General features: G+C 68.3%; 16 protein-coding genes. 8 read left to right on the top strand and 8 right to left on the bottom strand.

All coding sequences use genetic code 11. The features are described 5' to 3' along the window. Nucleotides 1-16 precede the first annotated feature (16 nt). Nucleotides 17-592 carry a TetR/AcrR family transcriptional regulator gene (locus FFS72_RS22065; protein WP_249353454.1) on the top strand — a complete coding sequence of 192 codons (576 nt, stop codon included), beginning with the start codon at nt 17-19 and terminating at the stop codon, nt 590-592. A 51-nt stretch (nt 593-643) separates the two neighbouring features. On the opposite strand, the gene FFS72_RS22060 is transcribed toward FFS72_RS22065, so the two are convergent. After that, nucleotides 644-2,755 (bottom strand): MMPL family transporter, encoded by a 2,112-nt coding sequence (locus FFS72_RS22060; RefSeq protein WP_137875943.1) that lies wholly within the window; start codon nt 2,753-2,755, stop codon nt 644-646. Between the two features lie 154 nt (nt 2,756-2,909). Here FFS72_RS22060 and FFS72_RS22055 point away from each other — a divergent pair, with 154 nt between their 5' ends. From FFS72_RS22055 to FFS72_RS22045, 3 genes are all read left to right on the top strand, one after another. Continuing rightward, complete coding sequence (locus FFS72_RS22055) at nt 2,910-3,914, top strand: zinc-binding alcohol dehydrogenase family protein (protein WP_137875953.1); 1,005 nt, start codon at nt 2,910-2,912, stop codon at nt 3,912-3,914. A gap of 93 nt (nt 3,915-4,007) precedes the next feature. Next, complete coding sequence (locus tag FFS72_RS22050) at nt 4,008-4,919, top strand: ABC transporter ATP-binding protein (RefSeq protein WP_137875942.1); 912 nt, start codon at nt 4,008-4,010, stop codon at nt 4,917-4,919. Further along, nucleotides 4,916-6,511 (top strand): ABC transporter permease, encoded by a 1,596-nt coding sequence (locus FFS72_RS22045; protein ID WP_137875941.1) that lies wholly within the window; start codon nt 4,916-4,918, stop codon nt 6,509-6,511. Before FFS72_RS22050 ends, FFS72_RS22045 begins: the two co-directional genes overlap by 4 nt. A 104-nt stretch (nt 6,512-6,615) precedes the next feature. Here FFS72_RS22045 and FFS72_RS22040 read toward each other — a convergent pair whose 3' ends face one another. From FFS72_RS22040 to FFS72_RS22030, 3 genes are all read right to left on the bottom strand, one after another. Next, entirely contained in the window at nt 6,616-7,779 is a 1,164-nt protein-coding gene (locus tag FFS72_RS22040) for a PrsW family intramembrane metalloprotease (RefSeq protein ID WP_137875940.1), read from the bottom strand. Further along, entirely contained in the window at nt 7,776-8,321 is a 546-nt protein-coding gene (locus FFS72_RS22035; RefSeq protein WP_249353453.1) for a hypothetical protein, read from the bottom strand. The genes FFS72_RS22040 and FFS72_RS22035 overlap by 4 nt, the downstream gene beginning before the upstream one ends. A 269-nt stretch (nt 8,322-8,590) precedes the next feature. Continuing rightward, entirely contained in the window at nt 8,591-10,150 is a 1,560-nt protein-coding gene (locus tag FFS72_RS22030) for an MFS transporter (RefSeq protein ID WP_137875939.1), read from the bottom strand. Nucleotides 10,151-10,337: 187 nt separating this feature from the next. Between FFS72_RS22030 and FFS72_RS22025 the strand changes: the two genes are divergently transcribed. Next, a complete protein-coding gene (locus FFS72_RS22025; RefSeq protein WP_137875938.1) occupies nt 10,338-10,751 on the top strand; it encodes a helix-turn-helix domain-containing protein in 414 nt (137 codons plus the stop codon). A 76-nt stretch (nt 10,752-10,827) separates the two neighbouring features. On the opposite strand, the gene FFS72_RS22020 is transcribed toward FFS72_RS22025, so the two are convergent. The 3 genes from FFS72_RS22020 to FFS72_RS22010 all read right to left on the bottom strand — a co-directional run bounded on the left by FFS72_RS22020 (nt 10,828) and on the right by FFS72_RS22010 (nt 13,438). Then, entirely contained in the window at nt 10,828-11,154 is a 327-nt protein-coding gene (locus tag FFS72_RS22020; RefSeq protein WP_137875937.1) for a hypothetical protein, read from the bottom strand. Nucleotides 11,155-11,244: 90 nt separating this feature from the next. Further along, nucleotides 11,245-12,924: a PHA/PHB synthase family protein gene (locus tag FFS72_RS22015; protein ID WP_137875936.1), complete on the bottom strand. Its 1,680-nt coding sequence runs from the start codon at nt 12,922-12,924 to the stop codon at nt 11,245-11,247. Further along, nucleotides 12,917-13,438 carry a MaoC family dehydratase gene (locus FFS72_RS22010; RefSeq protein ID WP_137875935.1) on the bottom strand — a complete coding sequence of 174 codons (522 nt, stop codon included), beginning with the start codon at nt 13,436-13,438 and terminating at the stop codon, nt 12,917-12,919. Before FFS72_RS22010 ends, FFS72_RS22015 begins: the two co-directional genes overlap by 8 nt. A 568-nt stretch (nt 13,439-14,006) precedes the next feature. On the opposite strand from FFS72_RS22010, the gene FFS72_RS22005 reads away from it, so the two are divergent. The 3 genes from FFS72_RS22005 (at nt 14,007) to FFS72_RS21995 (ending at nt 21,280) form a co-directional block, all read left to right on the top strand. Beyond that, the gene (locus FFS72_RS22005; RefSeq protein WP_137875934.1) at nt 14,007-17,315 is read left to right on the top strand and encodes an error-prone DNA polymerase; all 3,309 of its coding nucleotides are present in this window, start codon (nt 14,007-14,009) and stop codon (nt 17,313-17,315) included. A gap of 98 nt (nt 17,316-17,413) precedes the next feature. Next, nucleotides 17,414-19,042, top strand: a complete 1,629-nt coding sequence (locus tag FFS72_RS22000; protein ID WP_137875933.1) for an FAD-dependent oxidoreductase — start codon at nt 17,414-17,416, stop codon at nt 19,040-19,042. Between the two features lie 87 nt (nt 19,043-19,129). After that, nucleotides 19,130-21,280: an MMPL family transporter gene (locus tag FFS72_RS21995; RefSeq protein WP_137875932.1), complete on the top strand. Its 2,151-nt coding sequence runs from the start codon at nt 19,130-19,132 to the stop codon at nt 21,278-21,280. A gap of 7 nt (nt 21,281-21,287) precedes the next feature. Here FFS72_RS21995 and FFS72_RS21990 read toward each other — a convergent pair whose 3' ends face one another. After that, nucleotides 21,288-21,713 (bottom strand): Rv0313 family protein, encoded by a 426-nt coding sequence (locus FFS72_RS21990; RefSeq protein ID WP_137875931.1) that lies wholly within the window; start codon nt 21,711-21,713, stop codon nt 21,288-21,290. Nucleotides 21,714-21,783 lie beyond the last annotated feature (70 nt).

Here is a 21,783-nt window from a genome sequence, read left to right as displayed (position 1 = left end):
GTCAACGGAGGTACGCGTGGCTGACGAACAGCGGCGGGAGCGCAGCGATGCGGTGCGCAATCGGCGGGCGATTCTCGAAGCCGCCGACGCCCTGCTGTCCGAGTTCGGAGCCGACAACGTCTCGATCGAGCAGATCGCCGAATCCGCCGGGGTGGGGAAGGGCACCATCTTTCACCGATTCGGCAACCGGGCAGGCCTGATGAGGGCGTTGGTTCTCGAACGCGCTCACACCCTGCGCGATGCGGTGATCGACGGAGCACCGCCGCTGGGACCGGGCGCGCCTGCCGCGGACCGACTGCTCGCCTACTTCGACGAGATGTTTCGACTGGTCGTGAACAACGTCGAATTGATGAAGGCCTACGACAACGCCACCGACGATCCGCACGCCGAGGCGATCCACGCGTTCTGGTACGGGCACATCGCCGCGCTGCTGACCGAGGTACGACCGGACGTCGACGCCGAGGTGCTGGCCCGGGTCCTGCTCAGTACGCTGAGCGCCGACCTGGTCCTGCACCACATTCGCGCCGATCAGACCGAACGCCTCGCGGCGTCGGTCCACAGCCTGGTCGAATCGGTCGTGCGACCCGGTTGACGCGATCCCGGCGCGTGGACGGAACGATCGCCGCGTGCGGCCGCCGTCGGTTCAGTGCCCGATGCCGACCTTCTCGTGAACCTTCTTCATCCACTGCGGTGCCCACCAGTTCGCCTCGCCCATCAGTTTCACCAGTGACGGGACGAGAAGCATGCGGACGACGGTGGCGTCGATGATGAGCGCGACGATCATGCCGACACCGAGGAACCGCATGATCGACAGCCCGGACAGGGTGAACGCACCGGTGACGACGATGAGCAACGCCGCTGCCGCGGTGACGATTCGGCCGGTGCGGGCGGTACCGATCCGCACCGCCTCCTCGGTGGTGGCGCCGTTCGCACGGGCTTCGACCATCCGCGACATGAGGAACACCTCGTAGTCGGTGGACAGGCCGAAGACGACGGCGAGGATCAACACCACGAACGTCGGTTCGAGAGGGTTCGGGGTGACGCCGAGCAGGCTTGCGCCGTGGCCCAACTGGAAGATCCAGGTGAGGATGCCGAACGTCGCGGCGAGGCTCAGGCCCGCCATCGCGACCGCCTTGATCGGCAGCACCACCGACCCGAACGCCAGGAACAGCAGCACCAGCGTGGAGACCACCATGATCGTGATCATCAGCGGAAGGTGGTCGACGATGGAGGTATTGGTGTCGTGGGTGAGGGCGGCGGAGCCGCCGACCATCACGTCGGTGCCCTCGGGCGGATCGATCGCCCGGATGTCCACCACCATCTCGCCCGGATTGGCACCGTTGGTGAACACCGCGTTCAGGACCGAGGCGTCGCCGGTGGTCGCGACCAGGGACACCTGCTCGATGCCGTCGAGGGCACGCAGGTCACGGGTGAATTCGGCGAGCTGCGGCGTGGTCGGCGGTGCGCCGTCCTCGCCGCGCAACAGGACGCCGGCGCCCACGCCCATGGAGGAGAACTCGGTGGCGAGGGTTTCGGTGGCGATGCGCGAAGGATCGTTCGGCGGCAGCGCCGTGTAGGTGATCTCACCGAGCGCCACCTTCAGCAAGGGGGACGCGAGCACCAGCAGGCCCGCGATGATCGTGACGGAGAAGACGACCGGCCGCTTCATCACCTTCGTCACCACGCCGCCCCAGAACCGTTCGGCGCGAGCCTCACCGCGCTCGACGGCACCGCGGCGCCACGCGAGCGAGTTGATCCGTCGGCCGAGGATCGCCAGGAGCGCGGGCACCGCCGTCAGGGACAGGACCGCCGCGCTCGTCACCGCGGCGATGGCGCCGTAGCCGAGCGACTTGATCACCGGCTGCGGGAACACGAGCATGCCCGCGAACGCGCACACCAGCAGCAGACCCGAGAACATCACCGTGCGGCCCGCGGTCAGAACGGTGCGGCGCACAGCCTCGCCGGGTTCGCTGCCCGACGCGAGTTCCTCCCGGTATCGGCTCACGATGAACAGGCCGTAGTCGATGGCGAGGCCGAGCCCCAGCAGGGAGGCAACGTTGAGTGCGAACGAGGAGACCTCGGTGATCTCGGTGAGCAGCCGCAGCGTGCCGAGAGCGCTGAAAACCGCGAGCATGCCGACGAACACGGGGACCGCGGCGGCGGTCACAGTGCCGAAGATGACCACCAACAGCAGGAGCGTGATCGGAATGGCGATCGCCTCGGCCTTCACGAGGTCCTGCTGCAGGTGCTGGTTGAACGAGTTCCCGACGAGGGTGCCGCCTGCGAACTCGGCGTCGATTCCCGGCGGGTCGAGAGCGGCTGTCATCGCGTCGAGATCCGCGAGCTTCGGCCCGGCGTCCCAGTCGACGAAGACCGTGGCCAGCGCCTTGGTGCCGTCCTCGGAGACGAGTGGTTGCGAGGCGTTCGACCCGACGGACCAGTAGGACACGACCGAACGAGTCGGCCAATCCTCCTGGAAGTCGGCCAGGGTCTGCTGCACCTCCGGGCCGATGTCGGCGAGCGTCTGCCCCTCGGGGGCGGTGTAGATCGCGACGATGTCCGGGCTCTGCTGACCCAGTTCCCGGTTGATGAGGGTACTGACCTGTGCGGATTCACTGTTCGGGTCGAAGTAGCCGTCCTGGCTCATCTTCCCGAAGACTCCGAGCCCCCACGCTCCGGCCGCCAGTACGGCAATCACGGCGAGAGCAAGAACCAACCATTTTCTCGCGACGACGAAAGCGGCCCAGCGCGTCATTGAATTGGCATCCTCGGGGTGTCATGAGTCAGGTCAGGGGCTCGAGCGCCACGACTCTACCGACGCGTTCCTGAGGTGAACCTGAGGCATCGCTTCTCCGGTGGCGCACGGTCGACGAACAGGGGACAGTGGACAGGTGGACCTCCCCGGCACGATGACGGGTTGGCGGGTTCGCGAGCCCGGCCCGATGCGCTCGCGGCCGCTCGCGCAGCTGACCATGCCGGTCCCGGAACCGGGGCCGGACGAGCTGTTGGTGCGGGTCCGGGTGTGCGGGGTGTGCCGCACCGATCTCCACGTCACCGAAGGGGACCTGCCCGTGCACCGCATGTCGGTGGTGCCCGGCCACGAGGTGGTGGGCGAGGTCGTCGCGTGGGGTGATCGGGTCGGCGACGGATTCGGTTTGGGTGATCGGGTTGGCATCGGTTGGCTGCGGGCCACCTGTGGGGTGTGCCGCTACTGCGTGCGCGGTGACGAGAACCTCTGTCCCGAATCCCGCTACACGGGATGGGATGTCGACGGCGGGTACGCGCAGTACGCGGTGGTGCCCGCCGCGTTCGCGCACCGGCTGCCCGACGGCTATCTCGACGAGGAACTCGCGCCGCTGCTGTGCGCCGGGATCATCGGATACCGCGCGCTGAAGATGGCGGACGTACCCGACGGCGGCAGGCTCGGCATCTACGGGTTCGGTGGCAGCGCCCACCTGACCGCGCAGGTCGCCATGGCTCGAGGTATCGAGGTGCACGTGATGACGAGGGGGGAGCGAGCGACGCGTCTCGCCCAGGAACTGGGGGTGGCGTCGGTGCAGGGACCGGCGGACCCGCCACCGGTACCGCTGGATTCGGCGATCCTGTTCGCGCCCGTCGGCACGCTGGTCCCCCCTGCCCTCGCCGCGCTCGACCGCGGCGGCACCCTCGCTGTCGCGGGGATTCACCTCACCGACATCACCCGCCTCCACTACCAGGAGCACCTGTTCCAGGAGCGGACGCTGCGTTCGGTCACCTCCAACACCCGAAGCGACGCCCGTGAGTTCCTCGACTTCGCGAGCAGGCACCGGCTGCTCGTCACCGCCAACGCCTACACCCTCGACGAGGCGGACCGTGCGCTCACCGATCTGCGGGAGGGCCGGGTGGTGGGGGCGGCGGTGCTCATTGCCGGGTGACGAGCATCGGCGATCGGATTCCCTTCGCCGTCGTGGACTCGGTTGTACCGTCGTGGAACCATCGGAGGAACACCGTCGGGTCTGGAGGACGCCGTGGACAGCGGGGATCTCGTCATCGATGTTGCGGGACTGCACAAGTCGTTCGGGAAGTTCGGGGCGCTGAACGGTCTCGACCTGCAGGTCGAACGCGGTCAGGTGCACGGCTTCCTCGGCCCCAACGGGGCGGGCAAGTCCACGACGATCCGCGTCCTGCTCGGACTGCTCAGCGCGGACAGTGGTCGGGTGCGACTGCTCGGCGGCGACCCGTGGCGTGACGTCGTCGAACTGCACCGGCGGCTCGCCTACGTCCCCGGCGATGTGTCGTTGTGGCCGAGCATGACCGGCGGTGAGGCGATCGACCTGCTCGGGTCGCTGCGCGGCGGCATCGACGAAGCTCGTCGTGCGGATCTGGTGGAGCGCTTCGAACTGGATCCGACCAAACGCGGCCGCCAGTACTCGAAGGGAAACCGGCAGAAGGTGGCGATCGTCGCGGCGCTGGCCTCCGATGTCGAACTGCTGATCCTCGACGAACCGACCTCCGGGCTCGATCCGTTGATGGAGAACGTCTTCCAGGAGGTGGTCGGGGAAGCCGTGGCGCGCGGAACCACCGTGCTGCTGTCGAGCCACATCATGGCCGAGGTCGAAATCCTCGCGGATCGACTCAGCATCATCCGGGACGGCGTGATCGTGGAGACGGGGACGTTGTCGGAGTTGCGCGGCCACATGCGCACCACGGTGCGCGCCGAACTGGCCACCGTTCACGACATCGACCGTGTGGCGGTGCTGCACGAGGTCCACCTCGACGGCAACCACCTGACCGCGACGGTGGACACCGATCGGATCGGCGAGGCGATGGAAGCGCTCACCGCGTGCGGTCTGCGGAGTTTGACCGTCACCCCACCATCACTGGAGAGCCTGTTCCTGCGCCTCTACGAGCAGGACGACGAGACGGAGACCACCCGATGACGGCGCCCGCGGCACTCGTCGGTACGCGGCCGCTGCTGCGGGCGTCGCTGCGGCACGAAGCCCACTCGTTCGCGCCGTGGGTGCTGCTCCCCACATTGTTGGCGGTGTCGTCGGTGATCGCCTATCCGCTGCTGTTCCCCGAGCCGCAGGAACGTCAGGCGTTCGCCGCGACTGTGGGCGCGAACCCGGCGCTGGGTCTGATCTTCGGTCCGGCGTTCGACCTGTCGACCGTCGACGGGTTCACCGCATGGCGCAGTCTCGCCCTCGGCGGTTTCGTCACCGCATTGGGTGCGATCTTCACCACCGTGAAAGCCAGTCGCGGGCAGGAGGATTCCGGTCAGGCCGAGCTCCTCGCCTCCGGGGTGCTCGGCCGGCAGTCACGACTGCTCACCGCACTGGTCATGGCCGCGATGCTGTCCCTCGCGGTCGGCATCGTCGCGGGTGTGGCGACCAGCCTGTGCGGTGGCGCGTGGGAGTCGTCGATGCTGCTCGGTGCCGGGTTCACGGTCACCGGATGGATGTTCGCTGCTGTCGCTGCGCTCTGCGCCCAGATCGGCGCCGATGCCAGGACCGCGACGTCGATCGCGGTTGCGACACTCGGAGTGCTGTTCGTACTGCGGGGCTTTCTGTACTCGGTCGAGGCGCCCGGTTGGACCACCTGGATCAACCCTCTCGGGTGGGTGGAGGAAACGCGCCCGGCCACCGGGGATCACTGGTGGCCGCTGCTGCTCGCGGTGGCGTTGGCCTGCGTCGTCGCTGCGATCGCGTTCGCGTTGCAGACCTCGCGGGACTTCGGTCAGGGCCTCGTCGCACCCCGGCCCGGGCCGGGCCGCGGGACCGCCCGTACCCCACTCGCATTGGCGGCGCGGCTGAATCGCTCTCCGGTCGTCTCGTGGTCGCTCGCGTTCGTCGGACTCGGCGTGATCTTCGGGTACTTCACGCGGTCCGTGAAGGACCTGTTCGCCGCGAATCCGGCGCTGGCCCAGATATTCGCGTCCGGTGCGACGTCGCCCGCCACCCTGGTTTCCGCGTTCCTCGCGACCATCCTCAGCCTGGTCGGGATCATCGCCTCGGTCGCGGGCGTGCAGATCGTGAACCGCGTCCGCGCCGAAGAACTCGACGACCGCACCGAACCCGTGCTCGCCACCGCGATCACCCGCAATCGGTACTACGGCGGCAACGTGCTCGTGGCATTCGCCGCACCCGCCGTGTTCGTGCTCATCGCCGGAACCGTGATCGGTGTCTTCGCCGCCACCGCGAAGATCGGCATCGGTTTCGGTGACGCACTGCTGCAGGCGCTGGGGACGGTGCCTGCGGTGTGGACGATCGTCGCCCTCGCGGTCGCGGTCATCGGAGCCCGGCCGCAGGTTCAGTTGGCGTCCTGGCTCGGAGTGATCGTTTCCTTCGTGCTCACCCTGCTCGGTCCCAGCTTCAAACTGCCCGATTGGGCGCTCGGGATCAGCCCCTTCTATCGCGTCCCGAAGGTGGCGTCCGGCGCCGCCGATTGGTCGGGTCTCGGGTGGATCAGCCTGGTCACCATCGGGTTCCTGATCATCGGGTTCACCGGCTTCCGGCGCCGCGACACGCCCTGACGGGGCGCCCTCGCCGGAAGTCAGGGAGGCAGGGCCCCACCGGGTGTCGGGCCGAAACGAGGTCCGTGCCCGACGCCCGGTGTCTCCGATCCTGCTACCTCAGGTCAGGAACTGCTCTGCAGGCGTAGCCGTGCGATTTCGCTACGCGACTCGACGACGTCGGCGCTGTCGGCTCCCTTGCCGGCTGCCAGATCCGCACACAGGTCCAGTGCTGCGCGGACCAGGAGTCGACGATGGCGTCGTTCGGTTCGGTTGCTTGCAGCCCTGACGAATTGCCGCTGTTGCCGCCATCCACCAGCCGCCGTCACCTCGTCATCCGTCAACACCCCGGACTCCACCTCTGGGCCGAGGACGTCGCGGACGAAGTGCGCTTCGCGAGGATGCGCCCAGACGAATGCGATCCACAGCGCGGTCAACGCGAAGATCGTGACGCCGATCATGATGACGAGGACCAGTGCATTGCTGCCGCCGGAGATCGCGACCATCGAGTCCCAGATGCCGTGGATCACGATCGGTGCCACGATCAGCGCCAACCCTCGTCCGATCCGACGTGGCTGCGCCGACGAGCCGATCAGGTACATCACGCCTGCACAGAAGAGCGCCGTGAACAGGGGATGCGAGATGATGTCGGAATACGTTCGTGTCGCGATGGATCCGAGGAGACCGTCGGTCTGATGCGCGCCGAAGCCCTGGGTTGCCCCGGCCAGCGAGTACAGGAAGTCCTCGCTCGTCTGGAATCCCAACCCGATGAACGCGCCGAGCAGCAGTCCGTCGGTCACGGTACGCACCAGACGCGGTGCCAGCGCGAGAAGGACGATGATTCCGACGCCCTTGGCCGTCTCCTCGACCAGCGGAGCGGAGAGTCCGGCGTGCCAATCCTGGGCCCACACCTGCCCGGACAGTTTGGTGTACAGGGATCCGAGTGCGCTGTTGCCGGGGAGGGCGATGGTGAACGTCGCCGCCGTTGCGCCCCATACGAAGCCGGTGACCACCAGTCCCACCGGCTGGCGCTCGAAGCGGTCGATGTGCCGGAACCACCACCCCCACACGAGGACACTGATGACGGCGACGACGCCGGCGACGAGAAGGGATCGCCCGAAGTATCCAGAGTAGGGGGCGAACATCTGCCAGCCCTTGACCGCGCCGACTCCGCAGAGCCACAGATACATCCAGAACACCACGTTTCGTGGTTGGACGAACCGGAACTTCTCGCCCCACGCGGTCTTTTCGAGTGCCGCCGAACGCGATTCGAGTAGTGCAGTGCTCACTGTCCATTCCCCTCGGTCGTTCCGATGCCGGCGAGCATCGCGTCTATCTCCTGGCTTCGGTCGGCGATCTGATCGGGCGGACCGACCACCTGCACACGCAGCCCGGTTCCGTCGACGACGAAGGTTGTCACCGAACCCGCGGCACTGGGGGTGTCGAATCGGATCTGGACGCCGGACAGGCCTCCTTCGGTGGTCACCGGACGGGGCGCGCTGGACAGGGCGAGCACGGAGTTCCCGTTCGTGGCCGAACCGACGGCATCAACCTGGGACAGCAACTCGCCCGCTGTGCCGTCGAAGGTGTCGGCGTCGACGGAGAAGGTGACGTTGCCACGGGTCAGGGCGACCCGCGGAACGGAATCGGATGCGCCGTGTTGCTCGACCCGGAATCCGCTGTCGACGTTCCACCCGGGGACGGGCGCGAACGAGATCGAGTCGGTCACCGCCAGTCGGTCACCCACGACGGTCGGGTCCTCGGACGACACCGCAGAATCGATGGCCGGCACGATCACCACCCACAGGAGCCACACCGCAAGGATCGCCAATGCGTGAGGGAACACACGTGTGTCGAGTCCGAGGAAGCGGTGATCCACCGGAGGCCGATGTCGATGTGATGAGGAGTCGTGCCTCGACATCACCCTTGTACTGCTCACTGTTTGCACTCCTGAACTGGGCGATGGTGGGAAGAACCAGCACCGCCAGGGGTCTGTGACTTTTGGTTGTTCCGGTTCGGCCGCGCGTGCGGTCCGGGTTGATCCTCCCAATCCGGGCACGCGGAGTGCGAATCGATGCTCCGGTCGGTGGCGGCTGAGGATCAGTGCCTGTCGGGTTCGGCACTGCGGCGGCGCGGCCAGACGAAACCGACCGTGACGGTGGCCACAACCAGCCCTGCCGCGGTGACGAGCATCGTTCGGCCGACGCCGGTGGAGAAGGCGTCGATTGCCGCCGTGGTGACATGGTCACGCAGGTCGGTGGGCAACGACGCGAGCGCGTCCGCGAAGGACGACGAGTTGACCAGTGCCTGATGGGCCTGGTCGATGTCGCCGGGTGTCAGGCCCGCCGTGTCGATCGCGTTCTCGCTGTCGGCCATCGAGAAGCCGCGGGCGAACGCGGTGAGGATCGCGACACCGAGCGCCCCGCCGACCATGCTGGACATCTTGAACACCCCGGCTGCGGTGCCCGACAGTGAGGCCGGGGTCTCGCCGACGGCGGCGTTCGAGATGGGGGTCGACAGCAGTCCGAGACCGAGACCGATGACGACGAGTCCTGCGGCGACGAGCCACAGTCCGGAATCGGCGTTCAGTGGACCGAGGATCAGGAAGCCAACCACCATGGTCCCCAGGCCGACCAGGACGGGGGTGCGGCCGCCGAGCCGCTCGTCGAGCCTGCCGCCGAGCGGGATGAACGCGAAGATGCCGACGACGGCGGGCAGCATCAGCAGTCCGGCCTGCACGGCGCTGTAGCCGCGGGCATTCTGCAGCCACAGCACCAGCAGGTAGGACAGGCCGGCGTAGGAGAGGTTCATCGACAGGTTCGCGGTCAGGGCGCCGTCGAAGGAACGCAGCCGGAACAGCGAGAGGTCGACCAGTGGTTCGCGAACGCGACTTTCGATCACCACCCAGGCGATGGCGAGCACAACCGTCACGATCAGCAGCGTGAGGATCAGCGGGGACGTCCAGCCTGCGCTGGGGCCGTCGGTCAGGGCGTACAACAGGGTGAACACGGCGAGCCCGATCGTGGCCAAGCCGAGCCAGTCGACGTGACGTGACCCGTCGGGGTCCGCGGATTCGGGTGTGGTCGAACGGATCACCGCGTACGCGGCCAGCCCCAGTGGCACGTTGATCCAGAACAGCCACGCCCAGCCGACCGTGTCGGTGACGACGCCGCCGATCGTGGGGGCAACCGCCTGCCCACCCCAGGCGACGCCCTGCCACACTCCGAATGCCGTCAACTGGGCCTTCCCGGAGAACTGGGGCGGGATCAGCGCCAGAGTCGCGGGCAGGATCATCGCCGCTCCGATGCCCATCAGGCCACGGCCGACGATGAGTGTTTCGACGTTCTGGGCGAGCGCCGCGACGACCGAGCACGCCGCGAACAGCAGAACACCGAGTTGCAGCATCCGGCGTCGACCGAAGACGTCGCCGAACTTGCCCGCGGCGATCACCAGCGCGCCCGTGACGAGGCTGAACGCGTTGTTGGCCCAGGAGAGGGAGGACATGTCGGCGCCGAAGTCGTCCGCGATCGTCGGGATGGCCACGCCGAGGTCGGCGAACGCCAGCCACACGAGGCCGGCGGTGGTGCAGATCGCCCCGAGCGAGACCCAACGTCGGCGGGCTGATGTGTCCGGGCCGGCGGCTCGGGTTTCGTTGGTCATCTCGTTCGGCCCCCGCTCTCGTCACGGCGGCAGCCTCGCGGCGGCCGTCCTGCAAGTGTGCTTCCGGATCGGTCGCGTTCGGATCACCCGGATCGGGTGATCCGTGTGGTCGGGCAGGGGCGATCGCCGAGCGGTGTTCGACAGCCGGCCGGGCGGATGCGGCGCCGAGGTTCAGTACGCTGACGCCATGGTGGACGACAGCCGGGCCCCGACTCTCGGTGAGCTGATCCGGCAGCAGCGCGAGCTCGCGGCCGTCCCGATGCGCAAGTTCGCGGAAATGGTCGGGATCTCGAATCCCTATCTCTCCCAGATCGAACGGAATCTGCGCGCACCGAGCGATCAGGTGCTCGACGCGATCGCCGAGCACCTGCACATGTCGGCGGAGATGCTGACCGCGCAGGCGCGCCGTGACGACTCCGGCGATGCGTCGGAGGTGGTGGTAGCGATCCGCCGGGATCCCGATCTGACGAAGGCACAGCGGGCGGCACTCGAGGAGATGTACGACACCTTCCGGGAGGTGACCGTCGCGAAGCGGCGTCGCGGAGCGGCGGCAGGCGATCGGGCCGCCGCCCCGGACGCCGGCGGGCAGGACGAAGCCTGAGGGAGCCCCGGGTCGCGACGCACGTCGGCCCCGGACGGTTCGGATGACCGTCCGGGGCCGACGGGGTGATGCCTGACTACTTGAGGATCTCGCGGGCCGCGGTGGTGGCGGCCGTGCTGATGCCCGTGATCAACGAACTCTGGGCGTCCACGATCGCGGTGACCCAGTCCAACCGGGTGGCCTCGGCGATCGACCGGTTGAAGTCGACCACGGAGGTGACGGTCTTCTCGTAGGCGTCGACCGTCAGGTTGCCGCTCAACTTCGCGGCGTCGACGAACTTCTCGTTGAATCCCTGTACCCGTTCGAGGTTTTCGTCGAACGACTTGGTGAGTGACTCGACGCCGTCGGCGACGGTCGTCGTCGCGGTGCCCGCGCCGCTCGTGGTGGTGGTCCGTGCTGCCATCGGATGTCTCCTCGGTTTCTGTCGGGGTCGATGCCCGACTGCTAGCAAGTTAGCATGGTGAGTGCTAACACGCTAGGTGGCGTCGCGTCCTCAGCTGAATACGTAGGTGCCGGGGGCGATCCCGATCACCGGGTGCCGCTCGCTCCCCATGGTCGGTGGTGCCTGTAGGTCGCCCGCTCGCCGCTGCGACCACAGCGCCCAGTCCTCCCACCACGAGACCGACTGGCGTCGGGCCGACGATCGCCACAGTGCCGGGTCCGATGGCAGTGCCTGCGCCGACTCGTCGGGCGCGCCGTGCACCTCGATCCAGTTCTTCTTGCCCGGCGGGTTGACGATGCCGGCGATGTGCCCGCCGTTCGAGAGCACGAAGCGCACCTGCCCACCGAACAGTCGGCCGCCCGCGTACGACGACTCCCAGGGCGCGATGTGGTCGTCGATCGCGCCGACCAGGTACACGTCGCTGTCGACCTTCGACAGCGAGATCGATTGTCCGGCAACGACGAACTCGCCACGCGCCAGCTGGTTCTCGGCGTAGAGCGTGCGCAGGTAGGTGCTGTGCATCGCGGCGGGCATCCTGGTCGAGTCGTCGTTCCATGCCAGCAGGTCGAACGACTCGGGTTCCTCGCCGAGCATCCATCGGCTGACCCAGTAGCGGAAGATCAGGTCGTTGGCCCGCAGCATGTCGAACGTCAGGGCCATGTCCTCACCGGACAGGTAGCCGTTGTCCGCCATCAGGACGTCCAGGTTGGCGCGGGTGTCCGGGTCGGTCATCAGTCCGAGCGCGCCGGGGTTGCTGTAGTCGAGCAGGGTGTTCGCCAGCGTCAGCGTGCCGAGGCGGTGGTCACCGGAGCCGGCCAGGTGGCCTGCCGCGATCGACGCCATCGCGCCGCCCAGGCACAGTCCGACGATGTCGATCCGGGGCGCCCCGGTGATGTCGCCGACGACGTCCATCGCCGCGGCGACGCCGTGGGTGAGGTAGTCGTCGAACGTCACCTCGCTCATCGACTCGTCCGGATTGCGGTAGGAGATCAGGAAGACGGTCCGATTGTGCTCGAGCGCCCACTCGACGAAGCTGCGCCCGGGGCCGATGTCCATGATGTAGTACTTGTTGATCCACGGCGGGCAGGCGAGGAGCGGAATCTCGTGCACCCGGTCGGTCTTGGGTTCGTACTGGATGAGCTCGATCAGGTCGTTTCGGAAGACGACCTTGCCTTCGGTGGCGGCCATGTTCTCGCCGACGGTGAACGCGTTCGGGTCGACCCGCTTCGGAAGCCCGCGACGCGTCACGATGTCCTCGACCAGATGGGCCGCACCCCGAGTCAGGCTCTTGCCGCCGGTGGTGATCGCGCGCGTGAGCACCGCCGGGTTGGTGACGGGATTGTTGGTCGGGGCTGCGAGGTCGAGCACGAGGTGGGCGAACTGGCGGGCCTTCGCCGTGGTGAAGGCGTCCTCGGATCCCGCGTCGACCAGTCCGTCCACGTAGGACCGAGCGCACAGATACGCGCGGAGGAGGGCGAAGTACGCCGGGTTCTCCTGCCACGCGGGGTTACGGAACCTCGGGTCGTTCGGGGCAGGCGGGTCCGTGTCCGCCCCGATCGCGACCCGCGCGGTGTCGGTCGGGATCCGGGCCAGCTCGACCGCGAGCCTGCCGGTGGCGGCGGCGACCCCGGCCGGGTTGCGCGCCGCGCTCTTGGCGACCGAGGTACTGGCGGCGAGCCAGCCGACCGGGTCGACTCGGGCGGACACCTGACGGAAGGCCTGATCAAGCATTGTCGCCTCCCGTGGCCTGGCCGGCGCTGCCGAGGTAGCGCAGGATCATCTGCGCAACACAGACCGGGCGATCGACGCCGAGCGCGTCGAAGGTCAGGGTGACCGCGATCTGGTAACCGCCGGCGCACGGCTCGACCGAGGTCACCTCGGCGACGGCACCGACCGACGAGTCGACGGGTACCGGGGCGGGAAAGCGGACCTTGTCGAGTCCGTAGTTGATCAACTGGTCGCAGTCGGTGACGTCGAGCAGCTGCGAGTAGAGGTCGACTGCCAGCGACAGGGTGAGGTAGCCGTGGGCGATCGGTGCCCCGAACGGTCCGCGGGCGGCTCGTGCGGGGTCGACGTGGATCCACTGGTGGTCGTTGGTCGCATCGGCGAACAGGTTGATCTGTTCCTGGGTGATCACGACTCGGGACGACGATCCGAGGCTCGTGCCGACGAGTCCGGGTAGCTCCGCCATGGTGACGCGTCGCGTCGCCCGGCTGCTGCTGGTGGTGGTGGTATCGCTGGTCATCCCATGTCCCTGCATTTGGGTTCGAGTGGTACCCGAACTGGTGAACTGTTCCAGGAATTGCGCTGATCGATCCCGGTAAACAATTCAATCAATCGGTTCCGGTTACGGTTACCCGGCTTCACGACAATTGCTTTCCGCGGGTTCGATCGAGCGCAGCATATACGCATGGAATTCGCGGATGGAGGGGGCGCACTCAACCGTTTGATTGAACATATGTCCACTTCAAGTCGGGTTCCTGCGGTGGGATCAGTTTCCCTCGGGAAGTCCAAGCGGAGTGGCCTCTTGGTATGCGCAATTGGCATATGTGTGATTGATATATGGGCACGATGAGAATTATTCGACTGGTTTGGTCGATAAAGTGGTCCGGCTACCGGACGGTAAGAATTCGAGTTACATCAAATGGAATCCATCGACTGCGGACCGAGGGTGAGAAGAATTCCGCAAGGTGCACACCGGGCGCTCGTGTCGGTTGACGAGGGGGGCGTCCTGGTGCAAGGTAGAACGTACGTTCGAAGCGTTCTTCCCCCGCTCGGTCGTGGCCGTGTCAGTGGTGTGGGAGGAGTGTGTGGTGGGCTGGAACAACGGGCCGCCGACCTGGTCGGAGCTGGAACGGGTCCTTTCCGGGCGCTCCGGCCGGAATCCTCCGGAGGCCATGTACCCCGGCGACGGCAGCGACAGTCCGGCGTGGTCCCGCAAGCGCGGCGCCTATCGTGCGGAGGGGATCGCCGCGGACGGCGGCCCGGTCGTGCCCTACGCCGAACTGCACGCCCACTCCGCGTTCAGTTTCCTCGACGGCGCCAGCGGGCCCGAGGAGTTGGTCGAGGAAGCGGTCCGGCTCGGACTCGAGGCGATCGCGTTGACCGACCACGACGGCCTCTACGGGGTGGTGCGGTTCGCGGAAGCGGCAAGGGAGCTGCGCATGCGAACCGTGTTCGGAGCCGAATTGTCCCTGCCCGCAGCCGATGCCGCGTTCGCTCCGCCGCGTACCGGAACCCCCGACCCGGGTGGGGTTCATCTGCTGGTGCTCGCCCGCGGTCAGGAGGGGTACCGGCGCCTGTCCAGGCAGATCGCCGCCGCGCACCTCGCAGGTGGGGAGAAGGGGAAGCCGACCTACGATCTCGACACGCTCACCGAGGCCGCTGGCGGGCACTGGCAGATCCTCACCGGATGCCGCAAGGGGCACGTGCGCGCGGCGCTGGCGTTCGGGGGAGTCTCCGCTGCCGAAACCGAATTGCGTGAACTGACGGAGAGATTCGGTCCCGACCGCGTCGCCGTCGAACTCACCGCGCACGGGGTGGCCGAGGACGAGGAGCGCAACGCGACGCTCGCCGGGCTCGCCGACCGTTGTGGGGTTCCCGTGGTCGCGACCACCGCCGCCCACTTCGCCGCGCCGGACCGGTCCCGGCTGGCGATGGCGATGGCCGCGGTCCGGGCCCGGCAGTCCCTCGACGAGGCCGCCGGGTGGCTCGCTCCGACGGGCGGTGCCCACCTGCGGTCGGGGGCCGAGATGACGCGACTGTTCGCTGCGCACCCCTCCGCGGTGCCGACGGCGGCCGACCTCGGTCGCGAGTGCGCCTTCGACCTCGCGCTGATCGCGCCGAAGCTGCCGCCGTTCGACGTCCCCGACGGGCACACCGAGGACAGCTGGCTCCGGGAGTTGACGATGGCCGGTGCCCGACGCCGCTACGGCACCCCCGGTGAGCGGCCCGACGCCTACCGGCAGATCGAACACGAACTGGGAATCGTTGCGCAGCTGGGATTCCCGGGCTACTTCCTGGTGGTCCACGACATCGTGTCGTTCTGCAAGCGCAGCGACATCCTCTGCCAGGGCCGCGGCTCGGCGGCCAACTCCGCGGTCTGCTACGCCATCGGCATCACCAACGTGGACCCGGTCGGCAACAGACTGCTCTTCGAGCGGTTCCTGTCGCCGGAGCGGGACGGTCCGCCGGACATCGACGTCGACATCGAGTCGGACCGGCGCGAGGAGGCCATCCAGTACGTCTACAACCGATACGGCCGCGAGTACGCCGCGCAGGTCGCGAACGTCATCACCTACCGCGGCAAGATGGCGGTGCGAGACATGGCTCGCGCTCTCGGCTACTCGCCTGGACAGCAGGACGCGTGGAGCAAGCAGGTCAGCCGGTGGACCGGCGTCAAGGACGAGAAGGGAACCGACATCCCACCGGCGGTCCTCGAGTTGGCAGGTGAGATCGAGGGTTTTCCACGACATCTGGGTATCCACTCGGGAGGCATGGTGATCTGCGACCGGCCGATCGCGGACGTGTGTCCGGTCGAGTGGGCGCGGATGGAGAACCGCAGCGTCCTGCAGTGGGACAAGGACGACTGCGCGGCGGTGGGGTTGGTCAAGTTCGACCTGCTCGGTCTCGGCATGCTCTCCGCGCTGCACTACATGATCGACCTGGTCGCCGAGCACAAGGGCATCGAGGTGGACCTTGCGCACCTGGATCTGTCCGAGGCCGCGGTCTACGAGATGCTGTGCCGCGCCGACTCGGTGGGCGTGTTCCAGGTGGAGTCGCGTGCCCAGATGGCGACCCTGCCGCGACTGAAGCCGCGCACGTTCTACGACCTGGTGGTGGAGGTGGCGCTGATCCGGCCCGGTCCCATCCAGGGCGGGTCCGTGCACCCGTACATCCGGCGTCGCAACGGCCGCGAACCGGTCACCTACGACCATCCCAGCTTGGAGCACTCGCTCGAGCGGACCCTCGGCGTGCCGCTGTTCCAGGAACAGTTGATGCAGATGGCCGTCGACGTCGCGGGGTTCACCGCCGCGGAGGCCGACCGGTTGCGTCGCGCGATGGGCTCGAAGCGGTCTCCGCAGAAGATGGAACGGCTCAGAGGTCGGCTGTACGACGGCATGCGGGAGTTGCACGGCATCACCGGAGAGGTCGCGGACCGGATCTACGAGAAGCTGTACGCGTTCGCGAATTTCGGTTTCCCCGAAAGTCATTCACAATCCTTCGCCTCACTGGTCTTCTATTCGGCGTGGTTCAAACTCCACCACCCCGCGGCGTTCTGTGCCGGACTGCTGCGCGCGCAGCCGATGGGGTTCTACTCGCCGCAGTCCCTCGTCGCCGACGCCAGGCGGCACGGTGTCGTGGTGCACGGCCCGGACGTGAACCGCAGCCTCGCCCACGCGGGCCTGGAGTCCGGCGGCCTGGAGGTCCGGCTCGGGCTCGGTGAGGTGCGGCACGTCGGGACGGCGCTGGCGGAGAAGATCGTCGCCGCGCGCGAGGAGGGGGGACCGTTCACCTCGCTGCTCGACCTGACCGGCCGGGTGGAACTGTCCACGGCGCAGGCGGAGGCGCTGGCGACGGCGGGTGCGCTCGCCGGTGTCGCCGGAACCCGCAGGCAGGCACTGTGGGCGGCCGGGGCGGCGGCGGGGGAGCGGCCGGACCGGCTGCCCGGCACCGGGGCCTCGGTCACCGCGCCGACCCTGCCCGGGATGAGCGACGTGGAACTGGCCGCGGCCGACGTGTGGGCGACCGGGGTCTCGCCGGACTCGTACCCCACCCAGTTCCTGCGGCCGCAACTCGACGCGCTCGGCGTGGTCCCGGCGTCGCGGCTGCTGTCGGTCCCGGACGGGGACCGGGTACTCGTCGGCGGCGCCGTCACCCATCGGCAGCGTCCCGCGACCGCGGCAGGAGTGACCTTCATCAACCTGGAGGACGAGACCGGGATGGTGAACGTCGTCTGCTCGGTGGGTCTGTGGGCCCGTTACCGCACCCTCGCGCACACCGCGCCCGCGCTGCTGGTCCGCGGTCGGGTGCAGAACGCGGAGGGAGCGGTGACGGTGGTCGCCGACCGGTTGCAGCGGATGGACTTGCGGATGGCCGGTCGATCGAGGGACTTCCGCTGACGACAGTGATCCGTACCACCGGGGGAACAGCGACCTCCGTGCGCCGGTTCATATACCCCAGGGGGTATGTTCGATGTAGTCGACGGAAGGGATCGGTTGTGAAGGTCGTCATCGTGGGAGGGGTTGCGGGCGGAATGTCCGCCGCGACCCGGTTGCGTCGATTGAACGAGGACGCGCAGATCGTGGTGTTCGAGCGGGGCGCACACGTCTCGTTCGCGAACTGCGGACTGCCGTACTACGCGGGCGGAGTGATCGGGGAGCGCGAGGCACTGCTGCTGCAGACCCCGGAGTCGCTGGCCTCCCGGTTCGAACTCGACGTCCGTGTTCGCACCGAGGTCACCTCGATCGACCCGGACGCTCGCACGGTCACCGTGCGCGATCTGGTCACCGGTGTCGAGGCCGTCGAGACCTACGACGAACTGGTCCTCAGCCCCGGCGCGAGCCCGATCGTCCCCGACCTGCCCGGCGTCGACCGTGCGCTGGTCCTGCGCGACGTCGAGGACGTCGACCGCCTCGTCGCCGCGCTGGATTCCACCGCACGTTCCGCCGTCATCGTCGGCGCCGGGTTCATCGGGATCGAGCTCGCCGAGAACCTGCGCCGCCGCGACCTCGACGTCACGGTCGTCGAACTCGCCGATCAGGTGCTCGCGCCGCTCGACCCCGAGATGGCCGCGCCCGTCGCGGACGAGTTGCGCTCCAACGGGGTCCGGATCGAACTCGGCACCCAGGTCACTTCGATCGGCGCCGACGACGTCACCCTCGCTGACGGCCGGGTCCTGCCCGCCGACGTCGTGGTGATGGCGATCGGCGTGCGGCCCGAGTCCGCGCTCGCCGTCGCGGCCGGCATCGAGACGGGTCCGCGCGGCGGCATCGCCGTCGACGAGACGATGCGGACCTCCGCCGAGCACGTCTACGCGGTGGGCGACGCTGTCGAGAAGCTCGACGCGATCTCCGGGCAGCCCGGCCTCGTGCCGCTCGCCAATCCGGCGAACCGGCAGGGTCGGCTCGTCGCCGACGTGATCTCCGGACTGCCCGTGCGTCCGCGTCCCGTCGTCGGCACGGCGATCGTCGGAGTGTTCTCCCTCATGGCCGCCGCCGTCGGCTGGAACGAGAAGCGCCTGCACGCCGCGGGCAGGCCCTACCGGGCGATCCACACGCATCCGCAGTCGCACGCCGGGTACTACCCGGGAGCCCAGGGCATGTCGCTGAAACTGCTCGTCGATCCGGACACCGACGCCATCCTGGGCGCGCAGGGTGTCGGTGGCGACGGGGTGGACAAGCGCATCGACGTGATCGCCACCGCCATGGTCGGAGGCATTGCCGCGTCGGAACTCGCCGATCTGGAACTGGCGTACGCGCCGCAGTTCGGTTCCGCGAAGGATCCGGTGAACATGCTCGGCTACATCGCGGACAACCTGCGAGTGGGCACCGCTGCCACCATTCAGTGGCACGAACTGGACGCTGCCGGTGCGGTGCTCGTCGACGTCCGTACGCCGTCCGAGTTCGCGGCCGGCTCGATTCCCGGTGCTGTCAACATCGAACTCGACGCGCTCCGGTCGCGGGCTGCCGAACTGCCCGGCGGCGAGATCGTCGTGACCTGCCAGGTCGGTCAGCGCGGGCACACCGCAGCCCGCATCCTGCGTCAGCTCGGCCGCGACGTCCGCAACCTCGACGGCGGCTACCGCACCTGGCTCGCGGGTCGGGCCCACGCCGACCTCCTCGTCTGACCTTTCGAGAACACCCCCGGTCTCCGGGGGTTTTCTCGGCCCGTTCATATACCCCCACCCGTATTGATGAGAAGGATGTTCGATGCCATGACCACCACCGACACCGACAAGCACGCCCCGCCGCGGGAGCAGGTGCACGGCCTGATGGCGCGACTCGGCGCCACGATGGCCGACCGCTTCGGCATCGTCGTCATCGCCTGGATCGCCGTCGTCGTCGCGCTCGGTGCCGCCGCGCCGAGCGTGTTCAGCTCACTCGCCGGCGCGGGCTGGCAGGCCGACGGCTCCGAGTCCGTCCAGGTGCGCGAGCTCGCACAGGAGCACTTCGGTGGCACCGGGTCCGACGCCCTGCAGGTCGTCGTGCACTCGGAGACGCACACCGTGGACGACCCCGAGATGGCCGCCGCGATCGCAGGCGTCACGGGCGTCCTGGACGCCGACTCTCGCATCTCCCAGGTGGTGCCGCCGCAGCCGGGCATGACGATCAGCCCCGACGGGCACACCGCGATCGTGCTCGGCGGCGCAGGCGCCGACCCGAACACGATGGTCACCGCCGCAGGCGACCTCGCGGATCCGCTGGCCGCGGTTGCCGGGGAAGGGGTCGAGATCCACCCCACCGGCGCGTCCGCGCTGTGGAGCGACTTCAATGCCGCCAACCACGACGCGATGATCAAGGCCGAGATGTTCTCGTGGCCGGTCACTCTCGCGATCATGGTGCTCGCGTTCGGTTCGCTCGTCGCGGCGGGACTGCCGTTGCTGTTGACGATGGCAGGGTTGGTCGCGTCCGCCGGGGCACTGGTGTTACTGAACGAGTTCACGCCGATCTCGGTGTGGGCCATGAATTTTGCGATGATGTTCGCCCTCGCGCTCGGCATCGACTATGCGCTGTTCCTCGTCGTCCGGTTCCGGGACGCGCTGCGTAACGGCGCAAGTGCCCGGTTGGCGGTCGCGGAGACGATGAGCACTGCGGGCAAGGCGGTGCTGCTGTCCGGGCTGACCGTGCTCGTCAGCCTGTCCGCGGTGCTGCTGGTGCCCGCTCCCGCGGTGCGCACGATGGCGGTCGGGATCATGCTGGCGGTGCTGTTCGTGCTCGCCGCGACGCTGACCCTGCTGCCCGCGGTGCTGGGCAAGCTCGGTGGCAAGGTCAACGCGGGGTCGCTGCCATACGCGAAGCGTCAGGAGCACCGGTCTCCGCTGTTCGGCCGGTGGGGTGCGCTGGTGCACCGCCGGCCGTGGCCGCTCGCCGTCGGTGCGCTCGGAGTTCTGATGTTGCTGTCGATCCCGGTGTTCGGCCTGAAGGTGGCCATGCCGTCGATCCAGGTCGTGCCCGAGGACGCCGCGGTGCGGCAGGGATACGAGATCGTGCAGGAGCAGATGGGTGCCGGTGTGCCCGGCACACTGCAGATCGTCGCTGCCGCTGAGGATGCCGACGAGGTCGCACGGGTCGCCGCGGCGACCGAGGGGGTGGCGATGGTGAGTCCGACAGTACATACCGCCGACGGATCGGATCTGGTGCTGCTGCAGGCGGTGCCGGACGTCGACCCATCGGATCCCGCGCTGGCCGGCACCCTGAACCGGCTCCGCGCCGACCTGCCCGAGTCCGCGATCGTCGGCGGCGCCCCCGCCGAGAACCTCGACCTGCAGCAGGCGCTGAACGACTACCTGCCGATCGTGATGGCGGTGATCCTGGTGCTCGGCTTCCTGTTGCTGCTGGTCGCGCTCCGTGCACCGCTGGTGGCGTTGATGGGAACCGTCGTCAGCCTGCTGTCCACCGGCGCCGCGTTCGGGGTCGCGAAGCTGATCTTCCAGGACGGTCACGGGGCCGGACTGCTCGGCTTCGAGCCGCAGGGCTTCCTCGACGGCTGGGGGCCGGTGTTCTTCTTCGCGATGATCTTCGCGATCGCGATGGACTACACAGTGTTCCTGCTCACGACGGTCAAGGAGCACTACGAACGCACCGGCAATGCCGCGGCCGCCCAGGTCGAGGGCATGGCGCACTCGGGACGGGTCATCTTCGCCGCCGCCGCGGTGATGGTCGGCGTGTTCTTCAGCTTCGCGCTGGCCGAACCGCTGCCGCCGAAGGAGATGGGCATCATCCTCGGCGTCGCGGTCCTGCTCGATGCGGTGCTGGTGCGGCTGGTGCTGCTGCCCGCTCTGATGCGGATCACCGGCCGGGCAGCGTGGTGGTCACCGGCGTGGCTGCGTCGGCTGCTACCCGAGATCAGCTTCTCGCACGGCTGACGGACGGTCAGTGCTCCGGGTCTGGTTCGACATCCGCTTCCAGCCCGGAGCCGCCGTCGGTGTCGGCGTCGAGCGCGCTGACAGCGATGCCGTACGGCAGGAAGCGGACGCGGCGGTGGGCGTCGGTATTGGTCTTGTTGGCGCGCAACGCGTCGAGCTCGGTGGGGTACACCTGCTCGACGGTGGCCGTGCCGTCGTCGTCGACGACGAAGACCGCCCACACGCCGCCGCCGGTGTCGCCGGTGGTCTGGGTCTTCTTACGGCGCGGGTACGCATACGTCACGCCGGGGCGGGACTCCGTGACGATCTCGAAGCCGGCGTCGCTGACGATGCTGCCGATCCTGTCGACCGTGTCGCGGATGCCCTCCCCGACCTGGCGGGCCAAGCGGTCGAGGTCTTCGGGGTCGAAGCCGAAGGGCCGGTTCTCGCTCATGGGCTTCTCCTGTCGTGGGTGGGCGGTGTCGCCCGCTGCACCTTCCAGTGTGGTCGCGTGGACCCCGGTT

It is taken from the genome of Rhodococcus sp. Q, assembly GCF_005503035.1.
In the GTDB taxonomy this organism is placed as follows: Bacteria; Actinomycetota; Actinomycetes; order Mycobacteriales; family Mycobacteriaceae; genus Rhodococcus_G.
This window is presented reverse-complemented; position numbering and strand designations above follow the sequence as displayed.

Coding starts and splice junctions, on each gene's coding strand:
- FFS72_RS22060 (WP_137875943.1), bottom strand. CDS start 2,755: ATGACGCGCTGGGCCGCTTTCGTCGTCGCGAGAAAATGGTTGGTTCTT.
- FFS72_RS22055 (WP_137875953.1), top strand. CDS start 2,910: ATGACGGGTTGGCGGGTTCGCGAGCCCGGCCCGATGCGCTCGCGGCCG.
- FFS72_RS22045 (WP_137875941.1), top strand. CDS start 4,916: ATGACGGCGCCCGCGGCACTCGTCGGTACGCGGCCGCTGCTGCGGGCG.
- FFS72_RS22030 (WP_137875939.1), bottom strand. CDS start 10,150: ATGACCAACGAAACCCGAGCCGCCGGCCCGGACACATCAGCCCGCCGA.
- FFS72_RS22025 (WP_137875938.1), top strand. CDS start 10,338: ATGGTGGACGACAGCCGGGCCCCGACTCTCGGTGAGCTGATCCGGCAG.
- FFS72_RS22020 (WP_137875937.1), bottom strand. CDS start 11,154: ATGGCAGCACGGACCACCACCACGAGCGGCGCGGGCACCGCGACGACG.
- FFS72_RS22015 (WP_137875936.1), bottom strand. CDS start 12,924: ATGCTTGATCAGGCCTTCCGTCAGGTGTCCGCCCGAGTCGACCCGGTC.
- FFS72_RS22010 (WP_137875935.1), bottom strand. CDS start 13,438: ATGACCAGCGATACCACCACCACCAGCAGCAGCCGGGCGACGCGACGC.
- FFS72_RS21995 (WP_137875932.1), top strand. CDS start 19,130: ATGACCACCACCGACACCGACAAGCACGCCCCGCCGCGGGAGCAGGTG.
- FFS72_RS21990 (WP_137875931.1), bottom strand. CDS start 21,713: ATGAGCGAGAACCGGCCCTTCGGCTTCGACCCCGAAGACCTCGACCGC.